The sequence below is a fragment of the Shimazuella sp. NTD247 genome, from assembly GCF_059510415.1.
In genome coordinates this window covers 87,945-107,295 of record NZ_JCAJZU010000010.1, presented here as the reverse complement: position 1 = coordinate 107,295, position 19,351 = coordinate 87,945, and the positions used below count along the sequence as shown (strand labels likewise).

The window sequence follows — 19,351 nt, the reverse complement described above, 5'->3', positions numbered from 1 at the left end:
TTGCCTATTTGTCTTATGCTAGCCATCGGATTTTTCCAAACAAAACGAAGGAAACAAAAGAAAATATAAATAAATACACAGTTATTAGCTGATTTATTATACTTTACTCTTACCTTTGTGTGTACTGATCCACATGCCGTTCATAAATCAGCTCCACAATTTCTAGATGATTAAAGTAATAGATGCCTTTATCGATGCCGTCGGGTAGCTGAACTCCAATATAATCATATGCTTTATAACTATATCCATTATCATAACTGTTCTTAGATTCCTTTACTTGGCGTTTACCAGTGATTAAGAGAGTATGTATTTCAGCACCTACTTCTGCTTTCACGATAGTTCCCACATTCAATAATACATCTTTCAATTGTGTTCCTCCTTGATGTTTAAAATCAACTGAGTTTTCCTGTTTTACTCCGCTATTGCAATTTGGATATTAAAAGTCTTCACAATCTTTGTTGCATGTCACTTCTTTGCAGTCATTGGCCTGTCTCAACTTTTTCATAAAAAAATTGTTTCATTTGTTTATAGTCTTGCGAGTGAGAAAGCCTACGGTTTGAATCGTGGGATGTTAGCGAGCATCACTACAAAGGGAGCACAAGTTTCGCCAATCCACTAAAGTGGCAAGTCTCACTTTGTAGACGAAAGAGGTTTCTACCTCTCGCGAATATTACAAATTTTTCAAAAAAACAATTTACAAACATACATTCTATCGTTAGACTATCGACAGTTGCTCTTTGAAAAGTGGATAGTATATAGGGTTGTGCAAACCAATCGTTTTGCACGTAAAATGCTATGCGTACCGAAAAATGGCTAGACTGAAATGCGAAAACCTAGCAGTAAGTCTTTGCTATGACGTAGCAACAAAAACTCTGATCAACCGTGGGGCTCACGGAGTTAGCTTGGTAATGAAGTAGTCAGAAGGCTACCGTCCCAAGAATCCCATGGCTTCAGCCATGTGGAATGTCAAATAGGAGCATTTTACCTCATGCTCGTTCCAACGATTTTGCTCATTATCGCGTCATTGAGAAAACAAAAATCAAATCGATGAACTTTTCCTTGCTTATTCTCAGCCCAAGGGATATTTCTACTTTTTCTTCTAAAGGGTAAAAATCAATAAAGAGGAAAATTATATTTACGAATTTAATTTAATTGTGTTATTTTAGTAGATCAATGGTATGAAAGAGCAAGCTTTTATTTCCCCATTGTCCATGTCCAGGTACAACCGTTTTAACTTGTGGATATTTGCTGATTACTTTTCGAACAGAATCATCCCAGTGATCTACATTTGCATCAGATAGATTTCCAAGGTCTTTTGCATCTAATGCTTTGATAAAACAGCCTCCAAATAATATTTTAGATGAAGGAATCCAAACAGTAATGTTATCCTTTGAATGGCCTTCTCCAGGATAAAAAGCTTCAATTGTAGTGTCGCCTAATTTTATTATTGGATGAACATCGAGTGTAGGTTTAGGTGAAGGATATCCCAGTTCTTTCGCTATTTGAGCTGTTAAATTTGTACTATGCACTGCGATTTTGTTTTTTTGTAAGGTTGGAATGCCTCCAATGCTGTCATCATGCCCATGAGTAACCAGCGCTGAAACTACTTTTTGCTTAAAATGTACTTGAATCATTTTTAATAACTCATCCGTCTTTTTTTGCTTTCCTAATGTATCCCATGCGGTATCAATCAAAATGACGCCTTTTGAAGTGGTTATGATTAATCCATTATGAGGTATTGACGCCCCTTCCCATTCTCCATATGTTGTATGAACCCACACCTCATTACTCAATCTCGTTAAAACAATAGACTTGTCTGAATTTGTAATTTAAGCAGGTATGGATTTTTTCGTTTGCGATTGATGATCTATACTTGTATTTTGCTTTTCTTTTTCAGTAGTATTTGTCTGCTTAGACTCGTTTTTAAAGACCATCATACCGATTAAGAGACTTAAACCACTTAGTCCAACACCCAAAATTATTAATATTTTTTTAGTTATCAAATTACCATTCCTCTCTTAGATGGAGCAGTGTTTTTCTCCTTAAACAACGATGCAGCACTTCACAACCATCTCACTTCAATACAAGATCTATTTCAGCATGCTGCTTAATTCTTAGTCCAACCTATGATGTTATCTTTGATTACCCCCATACCTTTTTGGACAAAAATCCCTAGAGTCCAAATCCAAACCAGATTGATATAAAACGCCTTTCATTAAGACTTTGGTCTCAGCTAATATCAGTCCTTTGGATGTTTTTACTATTCCCACAATTCGATATGCTTTACCTAGCATAATATAGAGGTGAAACAATATGTCTGCATTTTTTATTCCTAATTTGAAAGAAGCATCAAAAGAAACATACCAACAAGAGAGAGGATTAGTCTGGACTGGACTTATCGGAGCTTTCATAGCAATGATTTGCGGAGTACTTTATTTCATACACGGAAGCAACGATATACCTCCTGAGGGGAAATTTTCGAATGTGATCTCATTCGATTTAGCCATCGGACTATTTGTTTTGACGACTGCAGTTTTATTGACCGTTTTACAGTTATCTACGCCATTTCGAAAAAAAATATTAGTCTATCCTTTGATCCTTACCGCATTAGTAGCATATTTATGTGAAACCGTCCAAAACTTAAGAGGTATTAATGCTCGTTTTACCAAAACAGACCTTCCATTCGCTTTTTTAAATGATATGATTACGACTGTTGCTGCGATGTTAATTTTACTGTTCATCGTTTTTTCCATAATAATTTTCCGCAGCAAAACGGACAAGCATCCATTGCTTTTGCTTGCTGTAAAATACAGCTGCTTTGCTGTTTTTTTGGGCGGCATCATGTCTGGCATATGGATGAGTATGGAACAAGGCAGATGGGTAGGCAGCAGCGGTAATATTATGATTATTCATTTTGTTGGTTTTCATAGCCTGCAAACGATCCCTATTATTGGGTGGTTCCTAGATCAATCCATCATTCCTCCAAGGAAAGCAAAGAAAATAATTCATCTGGCAGGGGCAGCTTGGCTGATATGTATCATCTTGTTATTTATACAAACCGCAGCTGGTAAATCAGTATTTGATTTTACTGTGTATATGGGGCTAATTAGCTTTGCTTTGCTCATCTGGCTTAGTTGCCTCTTGTGGAGTTTTTTGTCTAATTTCCCCAAAAAAATAAATTAAACTGAATCATCGGAAAACCTCTCCTTTTTATGCCAAAAATTTGGAGGAGAATATCCGCAAGATAGTACAGTTTTATATTCGCTGTCCTTAACAGGAACTGGCACTCTAACCATTACATCAGAAACCTCAGTCTTCTTTTATAATTAATGAAAACTTAATGACTGCTTTTAGGAAATGTTTCTGGGCATCCTTATACCAATGGGATGCCCAGTGTTGTTCAACTGACCCGAAGGTTTTCGAAATCACGAGTCGTCACTTCTTGTACGATTCCATCTTCCCTGAGAACTGTGATGTTACCACTTTTGGCCTTGTACGGTTCGAAGTTGATCCCTTGCGGGCCCTTGTCGAGTGGGTAAAAACGGGTACATCCTGTGTAGCGGATGCCCTCTTGACCCTTAATCGACCAAGTGCTGCACACAACGGTTCCATCTGCGTACGAGAAAACCGTGTCGTAGCAGATCACTTCGATCCGGTTTTCTCCAAACCCGAACTGAAGGATGATGGGGCGGTCGTTCCAGTCATCGGTGTAGTACATCACACCGGCGAGATGGTAGACGCCTTCCTCGTAGCTAGGAGGACTCAGCTTTGTGTGATGGACATTTTTGATCCAAATTTCGGACATCTCAGGCATAATACAATCCTGTCAATTGAACGTGATCTTGTCTATCTATCATTATACTGGAAATTGTTTTTTAGGAAAATTCATAGTTCAAATGCTTATAGAAATCTTAATTAGCTTAGAAAAAAGTTCTGATAGGACAAACAAAAAACCATTGTGTTTGCAGAAATTGAGGATCAACTGAGGGTGCTGATTTCTGAACTTGACGGTACCAGCGGTGAAACATTTACACGAATGAAAGACACCTTCGACTGTGTTACTCGTTTTGGCTAATCAATTGTACATTGTCTGTCCCACTAAGGATAATTAAATCTAAATTTAAATATCAAAATAAAATAGCCACCAAGCCGGAAGGCAATGACGACAATAAATTTCTAACTCTTTATATTCTTTCTTTCATTCATTAAAAATATTTTAAAATTATCTAATAGACTAGAAGCACTCAAATCTTGTCCTTTTTCTTCTGGTTCTAAATAATAGATGAAACTTTCCATATCCTCAGGGTAATCAAAGTCACTGTAGATTAAGTAAATCTCCTCTAAAAGAACTCTTTCATCCTTAATCATATTCTTTAATTCCATCAGAGCGCAGTATCGCCATTTTCGTTTCTCTAGATCATATTCATCACCGATATTCTCATTTCCTATTAATTGTTTAAGTAAATTTATAACTTCTACAACACTTGTTTTGTTCCATGCTAGGTCAAGAATAAGATCGTTAGAATTATCATCTTCAGACACCGCATATTTACTAACTTCTTGAATATCAAGCAATTCTAATCCAAGACCTACTAATAGTGTAATCCAATGATATTTTACATTATATTTCTTAAATAACACTAAATTGTACACACTATCACCTTTTAAAATTTTCTGGCATTTAGTTTTCCTGTCACTTCCACTCCTTCGATAAACCTCCTATGTGTTACCCCTTTTTTAGGATTAGGATCAACTATCGATTCACAATCTACTTAAAGCAGTTTGCCTTGGTCATCATCCAGCATCATACCTGCTTTAAGGTCTTCGGCGGCTACCAGCCAAATCCCTTGATTCAGAAGGGGTGATCGTCGGTGGTTTGGATTTTTTCTTTTCCTACATGGACGATATACAATTTGTCTACTGTCTTTTGGAACAGCGATGCGACGTTTTTATATGCTTTTTCTTTTCTCATATAAGTTTCCGATAGTCCGCTTCGTTTTCCAATATGTTCGCAGAACACATCTTTTTGCTTTATAGAGAGAAGAGTAATGGTGAAGGCTAGTTGGGTTCTCTGCTTCAAAGGCATTAAGTTGTTATTCACCAGATCGAGAACGATTCTTTTGTTTGTTACCGAACTATTAGAGTAAAAATAAAAATACATCTGAAAAAAGATGTATTTTTAAATATATAAAATTTATACTTTTACAGCCCCAAAGTCCTGTGCTTTAAATCCTGAGGGCCAAATTGTATTATCATCGTAGAAAACGCCTTCTAGAAATGATTTTTCTAATTTATTACATGTCATATTTGCACCAAATAACTTTGCTCCTTTCCATTTCACTCCCGAGACATCTGCATTTGCTAGATAGGCTTTTGTTAAATTGGCATTACTTAGATCTGTTCCAGATAAGTAGGCACCAATTAACAGTGCAGACTCAAGATTCGCATTTGAAAGATTTGAATTCCGAATAGATGCTAAAATTAACGATGCATTCCCAAAATTAGCATTCCTACAATCTGACTCATCCATTTCTGCGTTTCTCAACTCAGTACGAACAAAACTGGCACCTGACATATTTTCTCGGTTCAAGAATGCTCGATGAAGATTTAGACCATCTAAACAAGCATTTTCAAGTGTATCAATATCCAATACAATTGGATCATTCCCAATGTTGTTAATAATAATCATAATAATTTTACCCTCTTGTATAAGATTACTTGACCTCTACTCCATCTACACGAAGCAGTTTCCCTTGGTCATCTTCCAGCATCATACCGACTTTAAGGTCTTCGGTGGACGACCCAGCCAAATCCTTTGATCCAGAAGGGATGATCATGGGTGGTTTGGATTTTTTCTTTGCCTCATAGATGATGTAGAGTTTGTTTACTGACTTTTGGAACAGCCATGCGACGTTCTTGTAGGCTACTTTGCCTGTTTTATCATCTTTGGAAACTTTGAAAAAGAAAAATTTCATTTAATAGATATAAAGTCACTGAAGATCCCTGCATTTTTTACATTTAAATGAATCTAGTTTATATAACGATACTGAAAACATAAAAAGAAATAGTATCATCACAGATACTATTTCTTCTCTGGTAATAGATTTTTATTAATGGTTATTCATAATACTTAGCTGCAATAAGTATTGTTGCAATAAAACCCCAATTAATTGTTTTAGGCTTAGTTTGATTAACATTTTTATAAAAACCATCCATATCTTCTATCCATGAATGAATAGCATCTAGATAATCTTCTATATCAATATTAATCCAAGAATCTTTATTCTCTCTAAAATCCTTACATAGCCAACTTAAAAAATCTAAAAAATCTTCTTTGTTGTTAATACTACTTATATCCTCAATTTTCATTTTTCCACCCACTATTTAACAATCATTGATTGTCCATTTCCAAGCTTTAATCTGATTGATTTTCCATCTGTTTTAGTAGTCATTTTCCACATCTGACTTTGAACTTTTTCAGCGGAAGCCCAGTTAACTGGTACACTATTTATATTAGATAGTCGAAATGCTATAAGTCTTCTATGATCTAAAGACCATACTTTTCCATTTGTATCTTTCCAAACGTTTAATGGTGGAAGATCTCCCGGACTTAAGTCGCCATTTTTTAGTGATTCTACATTCCCTAATACGGTATGACTCCCAGTTTGATTTTTGGCAGAACTCTGCATAAAGTGAATATCTTTAGGATCAAGTTCTCCACACATGTTATGCGTCCATACATGCAAGTTCGACACATAGTACGTATGAAAACCTTGCACCTTGAAGTTATATACCTTCGACTTCTGCTGCTTAACTTCTACTTTTGCTACTTTTAGCAGTTTGCCTTGGTCATCTTCCAACATCATACCAGCTTTAAGGTCTTCGGCGGCTACCCAACCTAATCCTTTCATCCAGAAGGGATGATCGTGGGTGGTTTGGATTTTTTCTTTGCCTACATGGACGATATACAGTTTGTCTACTGTCTTTTGGAACAGCCATGCTACGTTCTTATAGGCGACTTTGCCTGTTTTATCGTCTTTAGCAAGGACTTTGTCTCCTACTTTGACTTCTTCGATCTTTTTGTCGCCTTTGCTGGTTTTGACTACTGTTCCAGCAGTAAAGCATTTACAGGAGCGGATTACGTCTTCTACTGCATTGCTCGTTTTGTCAATTCCTTTGTATACTAAAAAATAAGACAATCTAATTTATAAAATATAAAAAAGTCGTCAAGCTGGAAGGCATTGACGACATGCAAAGTTTCTAACTTTTTATAACCTGACTTTCATTCTCTAAAAACGTCTTGAAATTTTCCAATAGATTAGAATTACTCAAATCTCGTCCTTCCTTTTCTGGTTCCAAATAATAGATGAAACTTTCCATATCCTCCGGATAATCAAAATCACTGTAAATTAAGGAAATCTCCTCTAGAAGGACTTTTTCATCCTTAATCATATTTTTTAATTCCATCAGAATACAGTATCTCCATTTACGTTTCTCTAGCTCATATTCATCACCGATATTCTCATTTCCAACTAATTGTTTAAGTAAATTAACAACTTCTACAACACTTGTTTTGTTCCATGCTAGTTCGAGAATAAGATTGTTAGCAATATCATCTTCAGTTTCCAAGAAGGACACCGCATATTTACTAACTTCTTGAATATCAAGCAATTCTAATTCAAGACCTACTAATAGTGTAATCCAATGATATTTTACATTATATTTCTTAAATATCTCTAATTTGTACATATTATCACCTTTTTAATTTCCTAGCATTTGGTTTGCCTGTCACTTCCACTCCTTCGATAAACCTCCTATGTGTTACCCCTTTTTTAGGATCAGGATCTACTATCCATTCAAAAATTCCTTGCTTACCATTATATGAACCCTCAATTTGATATAAAGTTCTCTTAACACCATCTCCACCCACTAAGTTAAATTTTTTTGCATCGCCAGCATAGTTATCTACAATATCATTAAATGCATGAAGCTCATCTTTTTTTAATGCACTACCTGTTCTAATATTATTTATTACAGGATTACTAATTTTTGATTTTTTCCCGATACTAGCTATACCTTTAATTAATCCAGCACCTACTAATGGTACAGCTACCAGTAAACCATAACGCCAGTCTGTTGATTCACCCGCGATGTAATCATGACCAGTAAATAAGATGCCTAAATCGTTTAATTCACCTGTAACTGGTAGAGATCCAAATAAAATACTAAGTTCTTTTCTCTCGCCTGAACCATTGCTGTACCATTTCTTAGGTGTACTCGCTTTCCGTTTCGGTGCGGAGGACGGCTTGGGTTTTGTTTTATTACTCGATCGCCTAGAAGCTTTTTGGGTACTCTTAATATGTTTCTTTGTCTTTTTCTGCAGATTTTGGATGACTTGTTTCGTTTTCCGATACGTCTTCTGCACCCATCGTTTGGCTCGATAGTAAGTCTGTTTTACAACTTTTTTGATCCTGTTCACAGTCTTAGATATGACTTGTTTGGTCTTCTTAACTACAGATTTAGCTACAGCGCTTGCTCTTTTGACTGCTTTTTTGATCGGTTGGACGATATTCTTCTTTACCCATCCAGAAAAGGACCAGTGGCCATCCATATCGGTAAAGGCGAGCGGGTTGCCGGCAGCAAATGCATATAGGTTGTTATTCGCTGGGTCTAAGACAATTCCTTTGTTGGCAACGGAGTCATTGTAGGAGTCCGGTGTGAGAAATCTCCCAAGTGCTGGGAAGTAGTCACGGAATCCGAGATCATAGGACTGGGTATTTGGATCCCAGCGCTGTGCTCCAAATCGGTACGGATTGTATACTTCTTTGTCTGGTTCGAATGGATCTGGTTTATCTATACCAGTGAACATGCTGGTATCGTCTTCGCCATAAGGGGTGTAACCATACGTTGCTTTGACATCACCGTTTTTGTCGGTAAGCATTTCCACATCGATGTCCGTGTTGTATTGGTAGAAAGAAAGTTCATCTACGTCTTGTTTCAACATGGACAGACGGTCTCCCCAAGGGGAATAGGTATAAGATTTGGTGATCTGACCTGCGACTTCTTCCGAGATCATTTGATCGGTCATGCCTAAATAGTTAAAATTCGTCGTTTTTGCTTCGGTTGTACCTGCTTTTTCTATTTTCGATGTCGTGCGGTCCATTGGATCATAGGTGTACTGTGTTGTTGTCTTGGATACCCCATCGGGTTTTAGTTTCGTGTGTTCGATCGTTCGGTCAAATGGATCATACGTAAATTGTTCCTCTACTTTGTCCTCTTTGGTGATCTTTTCTACCCGTCCCATCGGATCATAAGAATAGAGCGATGTTTTGCCGTCTTTCACCATCGAAGTCAGTCGGTTTTTATCATAGGTGTAGGCGGTAACTTGTCCATTGTTGGTTTTGGTTATGATGTTGTTATTTGCATCCAATACATACGATTCGGTAACAGGATTATCGCCTGTTTTGTCATACTGTACCAAGCGGTCACGCGGATCATACTGATACGTAAACGTATTGTTAATCGCTTTGTTATTCGCATCTTTTCCGGTATACACATCTTTGGAGCGGTTCCCGTTTTCGTTATACTCTAAATCGTGTTTTTGGATTACTGTACCGTCTGATTTCTTGGTTTCCATTTGTTGTAGCGAATCATCAAGATAGTAATCATAGGTTGTTGTGTTGCCATTTGGCAGGGTTTCCTTGGCGATTTCCCCACTTGATGTATAGTCATAGGTATACACTTGCGGCTTTGTATCTGTTGGACTGGATTTTTTGGTCAATTTGGTCATGGCGTCTTTTGCACCAGTGTATTCCATATCCAAGATTCCGCCTGCATGTTCTTGGTGCGTCGGATTTCCATGAATATCATACTCAAACTTACTGGAACGTTTGATTTGTCCGCCTTGCATCTCGTCGAGCTGGGCTACTTGGTTGAGTTCATTATAAGTTGTCTGGTACGTATCAATAGTAGCTCCTGAACTGGTATCGTTCATTTTTACCAGATTGCCATTGACATCATATTGATAAGCAAACTGTTTCTTTACTGCGTCAGCAGTGGTGCCAGCTGTTTGCAGACCGTCATCTGTCATTGTCTTCAGTTTTCCATCAGCATAAAATGACCAGTTCATGTTACGGGAAACACTGCCATCCGAACCGGTGATAATTCGTTGTGTTTCTTGTCCCATGTTGTCATAGGTATACGTCGTCTTGATGTTCCAAGGGTCAGTGGAATTTTTGATTTCACCGTCATCAAAGTATTCAAATGTTGTTATGAGACGGTTGGATTGACCTTCTGATGGAGGCATGCTGACTGAACTGACATTACCCGTTTTGTCGTAAGTGTAGATCATTTTCTCAACTGCGGAGTATCTTGGATTATCACTTGATGGATCATTTGGAAAAATTACTTCTTTTACTTGATTGAGTTCATCATATACTACTTTTTGCACGTAATCGTCGACTGTCGCGGTAGCAGTTCCTTTCGGTGTTTCTACTGTGGTTTGGTTGCCGTTTTTGTCATACTTGTAACGCGTCGTCCGTATTTTTCCTGCATCGTGTGGATCACGAGTCTCAATCAATTGACCGACTTCATTGTAATAGTTTTCAGTGATATTGCCATCTTTGTCTTTTTCCGTCAAAACATTGCCATCCAGATCATACTTTGTTTCGACTGATTTTCCATCTTGGTCTGTAACTTTAATAGGTCGGTCATTTTTGTCATATTCGGTCTTTACAGCAAAGTCATCTGGATTGTCAGGTGTTAGATTTCCTTTTGGCTGGGTAACTTTGGTCTGATTTCCAACCGAATCATATTCATACGTAATTTTGTCGCCTTTGCTGTTGATGACGGAAATGAGCCGGTTTAGCTCATCATATTTATACGTAGTTGTATAATCGTTTGGATCGTCTGGTGTAAGGTTGCCTTTTGGCTCGGTTTCTTTGATAAGGTTTCCAAGTTCATCATACTCATAAGTTGATTTGGACTCTGGGTCAGTCGGTGAATCTTTGGGACTGATTTCTTCCAGAACGTTGTCATTATCATCATATTTATAAATATACTTCGCACCATTTGGCATTGTTTTTTCTAATATATTGTCATTTCCATCATAAACCGGAGCTGGTATTTCAATGTACTCATTTTTCGAAACGTCTTTTGGCAGCTTACTCGTCAATGGACGTTCAAATATATCGTAGGTAAAGGTACTGACATTCCCATTTTCATCGGTGACAGATAAGACTTCCCCACGATCCCCATATTCTGTTTTGGTCACATTGCCTTGGGCGTCTTTGACGATCTTGGCTTGCCCAGTAGCACTGTATCCATAATCTGCAGCGTCTGGGTCGCCATATGTTGTAACATTACCATTGGCATCTTTAATGGTTTTTAATAATCCAGAAGTACCGTGGTAGGTATGGACGGTTTGATTTCCTAAATCATCTGTAATGGTAGAAACATTTCCTTGTGCATCATAAGTGTAGTTGATTGACCTGCCTGCGGGTGTTGTTTCTTTTTTTAGTTCCGCGATGTGTCCATTTAAAGAATATTGGTATTCATACTTGGTCGATTTGCGCAGACTCTCATCAGCAATTGCATTGTTTTCAGGGTCTGTTTCTGTCAATACCAATCCATTGTTATCATATGTCCATGTTGTCACTGCACCATTTGCTTCTTCTTGTTTGGTAAGATTTTGATTTGCATCATACGTGAGTAAGGTTGTATTTCCTTTGGCATCTGTGACAGAAGTTGGATTACCGTTGGCATCCATCACGTATTTGGTTTGATTGCCTTTTATATCCGTCGCTATTTTTTCATTCCCGTTATATGTGTAAGTGACCGTCTCAGACTTTCTATTTGTGATCGTATTGACCTTCATCTGATTGGTGCCGCTGACATAGTACGTATATTTTGTTTCTTTTCCTAATGGATCTACAACGCGATTAATTACGTTTTTGTAAAGAAGATCATAGTAAAATTTGTATGTTTTGGCTTCCGCTTTTCCATAACCATCAACAAATTGCTGCAAATGGCCATCGTTATCATAGGTAAAATCAAGAATTCGCTGGTTATTCCCTTGACCAACATCTTTGATCTGTTTGATGGTGCCATCGGTATTGTAATCGATGGTCAGTGTTTTTCGGCCGGACGAATCTTCCATATAACGCAGCATCCGTATCGGCATATTGTTGGCATTAACATCTTCGTATATATATTTCAAGGAATTTCCGGTATTATCTACTTCTTCGGAAATATATCCTTGTTCATCAAAGAAATATTGTGTCCGATCCGGCTCTGTGATCACCCATTTTCTCGTTTTTATCCCACCATTTAAATATTGCAGATACATATCCGTCCCTGGCGGTCCGACAAACTCTTTTTTGGTTGTATCATACGAAAATAGGTGAGTGGTGCCATCTTCATCGGTGAGAATCATATCTCCGGAAACAATGCTGCCTTGTTGATCCACTTTGACCATATTGTCCAATGGACTGCCAACACGCATCATGCTGGAAATCGAAAGGGACCAGCCGTCTCCTAACACAGACTCAGAAGTATCTAAACTGTTATATGTCAAATCAACAGTAGTATCCAAATCTCCCTTTGATGGATTGACAAAAGCATCATAAGTAAATACCGCATTTCCCCGGAATAAGTTTAATCCTGTACCACTGTCTGCTCCTGATTCATCTCCTACTGTGGTATGCGAATCTTCTAGTCCCAGTTGTTTCCCACCGTTGGGATCTTCTACGGAAATGTATTGATTTAAGGTGGGTATCGGGTCTGCAGCTCGCTGTGATAACCAAGTTCCATTGAGGTTTATATCCCACTTGAGGAAAAATCCTTCGCGGATGGCTCCGAGTTGATTGAGATTCGGTGCTTTTACTTTTGCTCTTATAGTGACTGTCTGCCCTGGAGCGATGTTGACAGGTGAAGATGCTTCCACTCCATTAGCATCCAATGGCTTAAACGGCGTACTCAGTTGATTACCTGTATTGGTTACATCTGTTCCGTCAGGTAAAGACCAGTGATAGGAAAGGTTATCGGTCGTTCCCGTCCAAGTAGATGTTGTAGCATTGGTTAAGGTAACATCCACATCATAGGTTGCTCCAACAGTCATCTTCGTCGGTGACTTTGGTGCATAGTAAGAATTTGCAGCTTTTTTATCCACATATGTTATTTCCAGCTTCGGGCGCAATTGCGGTGCAGATGTCAATTCACTGCTTGTAGTGAGTATCCGCTCAAGCTGGGTGGTGCTTGCTTCATTCGCATGTTTCACCATCAAACCATAGTTAGACGAAGCACCATTAACCCATGACTGCACGCTACTAGTTAGGTTCCAGTTCCTCCATTGCGGATCATTGGTAACATTGGTAAGGGAAGCTGCCACTGTACTATTAAAGCCAGTCGCGTTGGAATTCCATGTTGCAGTTGTTTCAGTAAAAGCCTTGTTCAGTGTATGCACATTGTAGACAGCAGAAGCCGTTCCTGTATTGTCTGCATACCAAGTCCAGAGTCCAAATTGAGCGTTAGCAATATAGGATTTAGCTGGGATAGACGAAATATCAAATTTATAGAGCGATCGAGTATTTCCATAAGTCGCGCTGTTATTTCCTACTCCATCCCATGATTCTCCATCGAATAAATTAAAATTATTTGCGGGATAAGCACTAGAAATCGTTGTATCTGCTGCATTTTGTAAGATTTGTTTCGTATAGCCCGACTTAGGCAGCTGAACATATTGCGAGCGGCCGGGTATGAGTTTGCCATCCCTCGTCTTCACTACCACCATATAGTAATACGATTTGCCGAATAACTGACTGCTGTAAGCTGGAGTCGGCTCTGCTGTAGTATCCGTAAATGCTAATGTATTGGGATCTGCTATAGGTGCTACTAGTGTTGTTTCATCTGGAGTAAAACTTTGCAGAGGGCTGCGGTGAACTTGGTATTCTACAAAGTCATCACCATTGTATTTGCTCCATTTGAGATCGGCACCATTGGCATGAATTTTTGTTGGTTCCTGCAAATCAACTGCTGTTTTGTCATAAACAATCTTCAACAGAGGACGGATGGATTCTTCTCCTATTTCACTCGCTTCGTAGCGAACGCCGCCGATTTTCTGGGTTTCATCTTTTGCTTTAATCAGAACCCCGTAATTTGGCTGTTTTCCATCAATCCAATCTTGGACTAAATCTTGCACGGTGAAGTCATGCCACATATTGTTTTGTGATGTATGACGAGTAGCAAATCCGTATTTCGTGAACTTCATCGCATCTGCAATCACATAACCATTTGCCTTGTCTGTCATCACTACTTTTCCAGTGTTACCAGTATTAAAATAATAGGTTCCTAGGTCTTGCCATGCTTTCGTAGAATTTTTTTGATCAATAGTCTTCGCAGTTGTTCCATTTGCATGGGTTATCGATAAAGGCGTGTTCGTCGCACGATCCGATGCCGGAACATTAAACATTTCTACCTTATAGTTTCCACCCTCGTTAAAATAAGGCTGCCACGTAAAAGTATCTGCTCCAGTTGTACTAGCAGCACTGGCATGATAACTATCGCCGACTGCTCCAGCAACACTGGAAGAAGTAGTCCAAACACCATTGGCAAATGCTGCTGTTGTGCTGCTGTCATCAACGATATGACTCGTTGTTTCGAAACTCGCGTTATAGGTTCCGCCTTTGTTCGTCGAGGTCCAAGGAACACCCGTTTTTGCTTGATTCCAAGTGACTGTCTTTGGATCCCAGTCTTGTAATACACGATGAATAGAAAAGTCTATTAAATTGTCAGTTGTTGTACAGCTATTACAGAAGTTTTGATCATAGTACAAACTAACTTGTGCGTAATTGACTTGTACACCTTGAGGTACACTGCTCAGATCAAATTTCACCAAAGAACGTGAGGTTTGTGTCGGATCTGCTCCTACTGATAAACGCCAATTTCCGTCATAGTTGGTAGTAGGAGTAGAATTGTTGATCATCGCATCTTTACTAGCTTGCTGCCCGGTAGGAGGCGGCTGAATAATAATGGTTGGATCAATCGTAAGTGGGTATTTTCGCTGTGGGCTTTTCATCCATTCTGCATCCGCTGTTACACGTAAAGTAATATCTGATCCTTTTTGAATGACATCTTGGGTTACATTATCACTCCATGAAAAGCCTGTTGGAGAGGCACTCTGCGGGTTACTATCAAACATAAAAGGTTTAGGAATAGTAAAAATCGGCCGGTCTTCCTTCGCACTAATAAAAGACACGGAACCATCTTTTTCTTTTTTAGCTCGTACACCTTTTAGTTGAAAATGGAAATCAAATGTATTTTGAGACGGGGGTGATGATAAAATGAGACTTTCTTTTACCGAATCACTGAGAACATTATATTTTAGTTTCGATTCAGGAAATATATTTTCATAGATTACTTCATTCTTTTCTGTTTTCGGATTAAATGGAGTTGTCGTAGTGGTTCCTGCTCCAAGAACCAATTGATGTTTGCCATCTGTAAATTTAAGCAGAGAACTATTTTTATTTCCGAAATAGGTTTTCATTTGGTTTGTTTCGTTTCCAAACAAATAACCTTTTTCTTTTGAGGTCTGCACCACTTTATTGTCTATCTTTTGCCATTTCCCTTTTTCATCTTTGTAATGAACGGGGTTCAGACTGATATCCGCTTCTATTTTTCCATCGGACAATTGATAGAAGGTAGAAGTGGCAGTCCTTTTCTCAACTAACTCTTTTACAATCGTAACTTTTGGCTTATCTTTGCCTTGCGGCACAGGATTGTGAAAAGGCAATGTTTGTTTATTCTGCTTCTCTTCCGCTTGTTCTTGATCAGATTTTGTTATTTCTTTTATATTTTTTACGATTTTAGAGTCTGTAACATAATCGATCACGGAATCAAAAATAGAAGGATCTTCATTAAAATCTGTTTTCAAGTCTTTTGGTTTTGTTTTCTCCTTTTCTATCCAATCCATTACTAAATCCGCTGCTAATGATGTAGAAGGTTCAGCTGCTTGAATCAAAAATACAGCAATCAGTAAAATCAAAGCTATTTTTTTGCACACAGAAAAAAACGATTTCAAATAGAAATCCTCCTCGCTTATTCATCGCTATTAGCTATCTTTCAAATGTTACCTCCATGTTCGAATTTTGGACACAAATTGATAGTACATTATTCTAAATTGAAATACAACTATAAAAATTAATTTTTTATTTATTTAAAATTAAATCCATTGATATGAATTTATATATTTTTCTATTTATAATAAAGTAATACATTTAATTAATATAGAGAATATACAATGATTCATTGACGAAATAGGCAACTCATAAAACTCGTTAACATCACTACAAATCTAGGCAGATAAGGAACATATTTTGTCAGCTAGATAAAAAAACAAGATAAAGTCAGATCTATGCGTTCCATGCATGGACCTGGACTTCATCTCGTGTAATTGTATTTTTTAGCGTCCTGGTCTTGGATGTGGTCTAACAGGCCGAGGTCTAAATGGCTTTCTTGGTCTTCCAGGGATAACTGGAGGTTCTGGCCGACCAGGTCGCGTTGGTGGTTCTGGTTCCACAGGAGGAATCGGTCTTTCTGGAACAAGCGGGCCTTCTGGCAACTGTGGTGCTCCCTCTGGTTGTCTTGGTTGTAATACTCGATAGGCTGTATTTTGCAGATTGATAACTGTTCCCATATTAAATGAAGCAGCACCATCTATTAAATTTATTCTAATGCATCCCACTTTTACACAAATCATCAGATTAACCCTGACCTTCCTTGGTCAATTAAATCCGGATCGATATTCACATTACGCTCAAAATCAGCATTTCTGGAAAAATCACCTACTGGGGAAGATCCCCCAACTGACTTAGAATTACTCTCTGAGCCAACATTGATGGTATTGCCAAAATTTACGGAGGCGGTGCTGGACACACTGTTGATGCGTAAATTAAAAATATTGTTTATGGTTCCCACCGACTCCTCCTCCTTTGATTATTTAGTCTTTTTTTCGGTACCGTAGTTCCAATACTCCTTTTTTATACCGTGCGGATTGATATTTTGATTCTACTTTTACCCCAAGCGGGATGACCCGCTCAAATACTCCCCGTTTTCGTTCCATCAAAGTCGCTTCATAAGCTTGATAAGGCGATTCAAAAGCCCCTTTTAACTTAAGATCTGTATTCTCCACATTGATATCAATAGTGTGTATATTTTCCATACCGGGCAAATTCACTACAACTATCACTTCATTGCGTGATTGGTAAACATCCGCTGCTGGATCTGAGGGGGAAGCAGAAGAAGTAATCCGGCCCATCTCTTGAAAAAAATCATCTCCAAGAAAAGCTCTCGCCAACTCATGTACTTGAGAAAAGTTTGGTTGATTCAAGTTTCTTCCCCCCTTTTAACCGTTGTTAGCCTAGTTTATGCGTCATGAGACGATATGGTCACCCCATATAATAAAGAAATGACAATAACGAATGGGAGTGGAAAGTATGAATGATGAGTATTGGCAGTACTTGGAGTATTTGAGACAAGAAATAGAAAAAATCCGTAATGAAAATGCAGAACTAAAACAACAAATCTCGGAATTAAAACCGATCAGAGTAGACAGATTGGAATACAAAATTCAAGAATTAAATGTTGAAAATTTAAATGGCATTTTAAATTTAGGATTGAGTTTAAATGGCGAAGGAGAACACATGTCGGAATTGGCGGAACGCATCGTCAATGAGGAAGGAGTATCGGTAGATTTGGGCAAAAGAAAAGAGCAGGTTAATTCCCCGCTCCCCGATAATGACGAATCCCACGATTCCACAACATGACGGCAATCGATATATATACCAAACCGACAATAGGTGTAATATATGCATAAATCCGCCAATCTCCACGATCAAGCAAAAAGCTGGCCGGATAAAAACCAACAAAGGCAAACGGCAGTATCCATGTCAATACAAACTGTACAATCCGATTATAAATATTAACAGGATAACGGCCGTAGTTACTCACATTAAAAACAATCGGTTGAATATCTGTCTTAGAGTCTGTATAAAGACTAACACTCGTCAAGGCAATAAATATTCCACCATATACTAAGACACCACCTAAAATAAACAAAATCATCAATAGTGGGTCATACCAAGTCCAATGCAAATGAAGCCCTGAAGCACCATAACCCATCACCGCTAAACCGGTGATTACTCCTATCAAAGACTCTGGTGTCATCGATTCCATGATAATCTGTAAAAGACTATGTACCGGTCGAGTCAACACACGGTCGAGTTCGCCTTTGATAATATAACGATCATTAAAGCTCCATAAATTAAAAAATGTACCAAATATCGCCCAAGGCAGCAAAAAGTAACCATAAATAAATACTACTTCTTGTTGGTTCCAGCCGCCCAGCTGTTTTGTATGTCCAAAAACTACGACGATAAAAATGAGGTTAAATGATTGGGAAACCAAATCAGTAATAAATTTTACTATTAAATCAAGTCGATAGGAAAGCCTTGCTTTCATATACTGTTTTACGTATTCCCAAAATATCTGAAATTGTACCATCTCAACCACCTTGCACAATAAGCGTTTTGCGTGCTTTCACCCATATTCCCCAGCAGATCAATGCCAAAATGATTGTCCAAGCAAACTGAATACCGATCGCTGGCAGCCACTTATCGATACTCAATCCTCTTACTAAAGTATTGCTTGGAATATAACTAATCGCTTGGAAAGGTAGAAAAGCAAATATTTTTTGAAGCACAGCAGGGAAAAAAGTTATTGGGATAATTAATCCTGATAAAAGATCGACCAAAAATCGTTTTGCCCAAAGTATTCCTTGATTGTCTAAGACAAAAAATGCAAACAGCCCGATGATCAAATTGACTTCTACATTAACAATAAATCCTAATAATAAACTGATCAAAAACTGAATCCATACCAGGGGATCCGTCGGTAACTGAATCGGATAAATGAAAGAGACAATCACCATCCCTGGTACACTGAATAGGAATAGACGAAATAAACCTTCGCCGAATCCCTGAAATACTTTTACCATCAAATAGTTATAAGGTCGTATAATTTGAATGGCGACCGAACCATCCCTAATTTCTTCTGCAATTTCCCGATCCAAATTATTGTAGTAAAAAGCGCGTGCCATCCAAGAAACAGCAATATAGGTCGCCATTTGAGTCGCAGTAAACCCCACTAAACTCGGCTTGCCATTGTAAACTGCTTGCCACAAAAATACATATGCGCCAATGTTGATACTATAAATGATTATCCCACTGTAATAGTTAACTCGGTAAGCCAGCATCATCAAAAACCGAATGCGGATTACCTCTCTATACATCGCTAACAC

At 38.2% G+C, this 19,351-nt stretch carries 19 protein-coding genes; 2 read left to right on the top strand and 17 right to left on the bottom strand.

Translation table 11 applies throughout. The features are described 5' to 3' along the window. Positions 1 to 109: 109 nt before the first annotated feature. The 3 genes from AC5WOC_RS20295 to AC5WOC_RS20285 all read right to left on the bottom strand — a co-directional run bounded on the left by AC5WOC_RS20295 (position 110) and on the right by AC5WOC_RS20285 (position 2,003). Positions 110 to 367, bottom strand: a complete 258-nt coding sequence (locus tag AC5WOC_RS20295) for a DUF4176 domain-containing protein (RefSeq protein ID WP_496057241.1) — start codon at positions 365 to 367, stop codon at positions 110 to 112. 790 nt (positions 368 to 1,157) lie between these two features. Further along, positions 1,158 to 1,808 (bottom strand): subclass B1 metallo-beta-lactamase, encoded by a 651-nt coding sequence (gene bla / locus AC5WOC_RS20290; RefSeq protein WP_496057256.1) that lies wholly within the window; start codon positions 1,806 to 1,808, stop codon positions 1,158 to 1,160. A 21-nt stretch (positions 1,809 to 1,829) separates the two neighbouring features. Beyond that, positions 1,830 to 2,003: a hypothetical protein gene (locus tag AC5WOC_RS20285; protein ID WP_496057240.1), complete on the bottom strand. Its 174-nt coding sequence runs from the start codon at positions 2,001 to 2,003 to the stop codon at positions 1,830 to 1,832. A 310-nt stretch (positions 2,004 to 2,313) separates the two neighbouring features. Here AC5WOC_RS20285 and AC5WOC_RS20280 point away from each other — a divergent pair, with 310 nt between their 5' ends. Then, positions 2,314 to 3,183 carry a hypothetical protein gene (locus AC5WOC_RS20280; RefSeq protein ID WP_496057239.1) on the top strand — a complete coding sequence of 290 codons (870 nt, stop codon included), beginning with the start codon at positions 2,314 to 2,316 and terminating at the stop codon, positions 3,181 to 3,183. A 217-nt stretch (positions 3,184 to 3,400) separates the two neighbouring features. Here the strand turns inward: AC5WOC_RS20280 and AC5WOC_RS20275 are convergent, their stop codons facing one another. The 12 genes from AC5WOC_RS20275 to AC5WOC_RS20220 all read right to left on the bottom strand — a co-directional run bounded on the left by AC5WOC_RS20275 (position 3,401) and on the right by AC5WOC_RS20220 (position 17,383). Then, positions 3,401 to 3,814, bottom strand: coding sequence for a hypothetical protein (locus AC5WOC_RS20275; RefSeq protein WP_496057238.1), 414 nt, complete (start codon positions 3,812 to 3,814; stop codon positions 3,401 to 3,403). Positions 3,815 to 4,176: 362 nt separating this feature from the next. Continuing rightward, positions 4,177 to 4,653, bottom strand: coding sequence for a DUF2247 family protein (locus AC5WOC_RS20270; protein ID WP_496057237.1), 477 nt, complete (start codon positions 4,651 to 4,653; stop codon positions 4,177 to 4,179). Positions 4,654 to 4,852: 199 nt separating this feature from the next. Beyond that, positions 4,853 to 5,086: a hypothetical protein gene (locus tag AC5WOC_RS20265; RefSeq protein ID WP_496057236.1), complete on the bottom strand. Its 234-nt coding sequence runs from the start codon at positions 5,084 to 5,086 to the stop codon at positions 4,853 to 4,855. A gap of 108 nt (positions 5,087 to 5,194) precedes the next feature. Then, positions 5,195 to 5,689, bottom strand: coding sequence for a pentapeptide repeat-containing protein (locus tag AC5WOC_RS20260; protein WP_496057235.1), 495 nt, complete (start codon positions 5,687 to 5,689; stop codon positions 5,195 to 5,197). A 25-nt stretch (positions 5,690 to 5,714) separates the two neighbouring features. Beyond that, on the bottom strand, positions 5,715 to 5,975 hold the full coding sequence (locus AC5WOC_RS20255; protein WP_496057234.1) for a hypothetical protein: 261 nt from the start codon (positions 5,973 to 5,975) through the stop codon (positions 5,715 to 5,717). A gap of 142 nt (positions 5,976 to 6,117) precedes the next feature. Continuing rightward, a complete protein-coding gene (locus AC5WOC_RS20250; RefSeq protein WP_496057233.1) occupies positions 6,118 to 6,369 on the bottom strand; it encodes a DUF7660 family protein in 252 nt (83 codons plus the stop codon). An 11-nt stretch (positions 6,370 to 6,380) separates the two neighbouring features. After that, entirely contained in the window at positions 6,381 to 7,199 is an 819-nt protein-coding gene (locus AC5WOC_RS20245; protein WP_496057232.1) for a polymorphic toxin-type HINT domain-containing protein, read from the bottom strand. Between the two features lie 61 nt (positions 7,200 to 7,260). Then, positions 7,261 to 7,749: a DUF2247 family protein gene (locus AC5WOC_RS20240; protein ID WP_496057231.1), complete on the bottom strand. Its 489-nt coding sequence runs from the start codon at positions 7,747 to 7,749 to the stop codon at positions 7,261 to 7,263. Between the two features lie 4 nt (positions 7,750 to 7,753). Continuing rightward, positions 7,754 to 16,075 carry a DNRLRE domain-containing protein gene (locus AC5WOC_RS20235; protein ID WP_496057230.1) on the bottom strand — a complete coding sequence of 2,774 codons (8,322 nt, stop codon included), beginning with the start codon at positions 16,073 to 16,075 and terminating at the stop codon, positions 7,754 to 7,756. Between the two features lie 381 nt (positions 16,076 to 16,456). Next, entirely contained in the window at positions 16,457 to 16,753 is a 297-nt protein-coding gene (locus AC5WOC_RS20230; protein WP_496057229.1) for a hypothetical protein, read from the bottom strand. Continuing rightward, positions 16,753 to 16,971, bottom strand: coding sequence for a spore germination protein (locus AC5WOC_RS20225; RefSeq protein ID WP_496057228.1), 219 nt, complete (start codon positions 16,969 to 16,971; stop codon positions 16,753 to 16,755). Before AC5WOC_RS20225 ends, AC5WOC_RS20230 begins: the two co-directional genes overlap by 1 nt. 22 nt (positions 16,972 to 16,993) lie before the next feature. Next, a complete protein-coding gene (locus tag AC5WOC_RS20220; protein WP_496057227.1) occupies positions 16,994 to 17,383 on the bottom strand; it encodes an Hsp20/alpha crystallin family protein in 390 nt (129 codons plus the stop codon). Positions 17,384 to 17,489: 106 nt separating this feature from the next. Here AC5WOC_RS20220 and gerPC point away from each other — a divergent pair, with 106 nt between their 5' ends. Continuing rightward, entirely contained in the window at positions 17,490 to 17,819 is a 330-nt protein-coding gene (gene gerPC / locus AC5WOC_RS20215; protein WP_496057226.1) for a spore germination protein GerPC, read from the top strand. Here gerPC and AC5WOC_RS20210 read toward each other — a convergent pair. Together AC5WOC_RS20210 and AC5WOC_RS20205 are read right to left on the bottom strand one after the other, a co-directional pair. Next, complete coding sequence (locus AC5WOC_RS20210; RefSeq protein ID WP_496057225.1) at positions 17,770 to 18,555, bottom strand: ABC transporter permease; 786 nt, start codon at positions 18,553 to 18,555, stop codon at positions 17,770 to 17,772. The genes gerPC and AC5WOC_RS20210 overlap by 50 nt on opposite strands. 1 nt (position 18,556) lies before the next feature. After that, positions 18,557 to 19,351 carry an ABC transporter permease gene (locus tag AC5WOC_RS20205; RefSeq protein ID WP_496057224.1) on the bottom strand — a complete coding sequence of 265 codons (795 nt, stop codon included), beginning with the start codon at positions 19,349 to 19,351 and terminating at the stop codon, positions 18,557 to 18,559.

What these genes read in the sequence shown, in the direction of transcription:
- AC5WOC_RS20280 (WP_496057239.1), top strand. Translation starts at nt 2,314, where the DNA reads ATGTCTGCATTTTTTATTCCTAATTTGAAAGAAGCATCAAAAGAAACA.
- AC5WOC_RS20275 (WP_496057238.1), bottom strand. Translation starts at nt 3,814, where the DNA reads ATGCCTGAGATGTCCGAAATTTGGATCAAAAATGTCCATCACACAAAG.
- AC5WOC_RS20265 (WP_496057236.1), bottom strand. Translation starts at nt 5,086, where the DNA reads ATGCCTTTGAAGCAGAGAACCCAACTAGCCTTCACCATTACTCTTCTC.
- AC5WOC_RS20260 (WP_496057235.1), bottom strand. Translation starts at nt 5,689, where the DNA reads ATGATTATTATTAACAACATTGGGAATGATCCAATTGTATTGGATATT.
- AC5WOC_RS20255 (WP_496057234.1), bottom strand. Translation starts at nt 5,975, where the DNA reads ATGAAATTTTTCTTTTTCAAAGTTTCCAAAGATGATAAAACAGGCAAA.
- AC5WOC_RS20250 (WP_496057233.1), bottom strand. Translation starts at nt 6,369, where the DNA reads ATGAAAATTGAGGATATAAGTAGTATTAACAACAAAGAAGATTTTTTA.
- AC5WOC_RS20240 (WP_496057231.1), bottom strand. Translation starts at nt 7,749, where the DNA reads ATGTACAAATTAGAGATATTTAAGAAATATAATGTAAAATATCATTGG.
- AC5WOC_RS20230 (WP_496057229.1), bottom strand. Translation starts at nt 16,753, where the DNA reads ATGATTTGTGTAAAAGTGGGATGCATTAGAATAAATTTAATAGATGGT.
- gerPC (WP_496057226.1), top strand. Translation starts at nt 17,490, where the DNA reads ATGAATGATGAGTATTGGCAGTACTTGGAGTATTTGAGACAAGAAATA.
- AC5WOC_RS20210 (WP_496057225.1), bottom strand. Translation starts at nt 18,555, where the DNA reads ATGGTACAATTTCAGATATTTTGGGAATACGTAAAACAGTATATGAAA.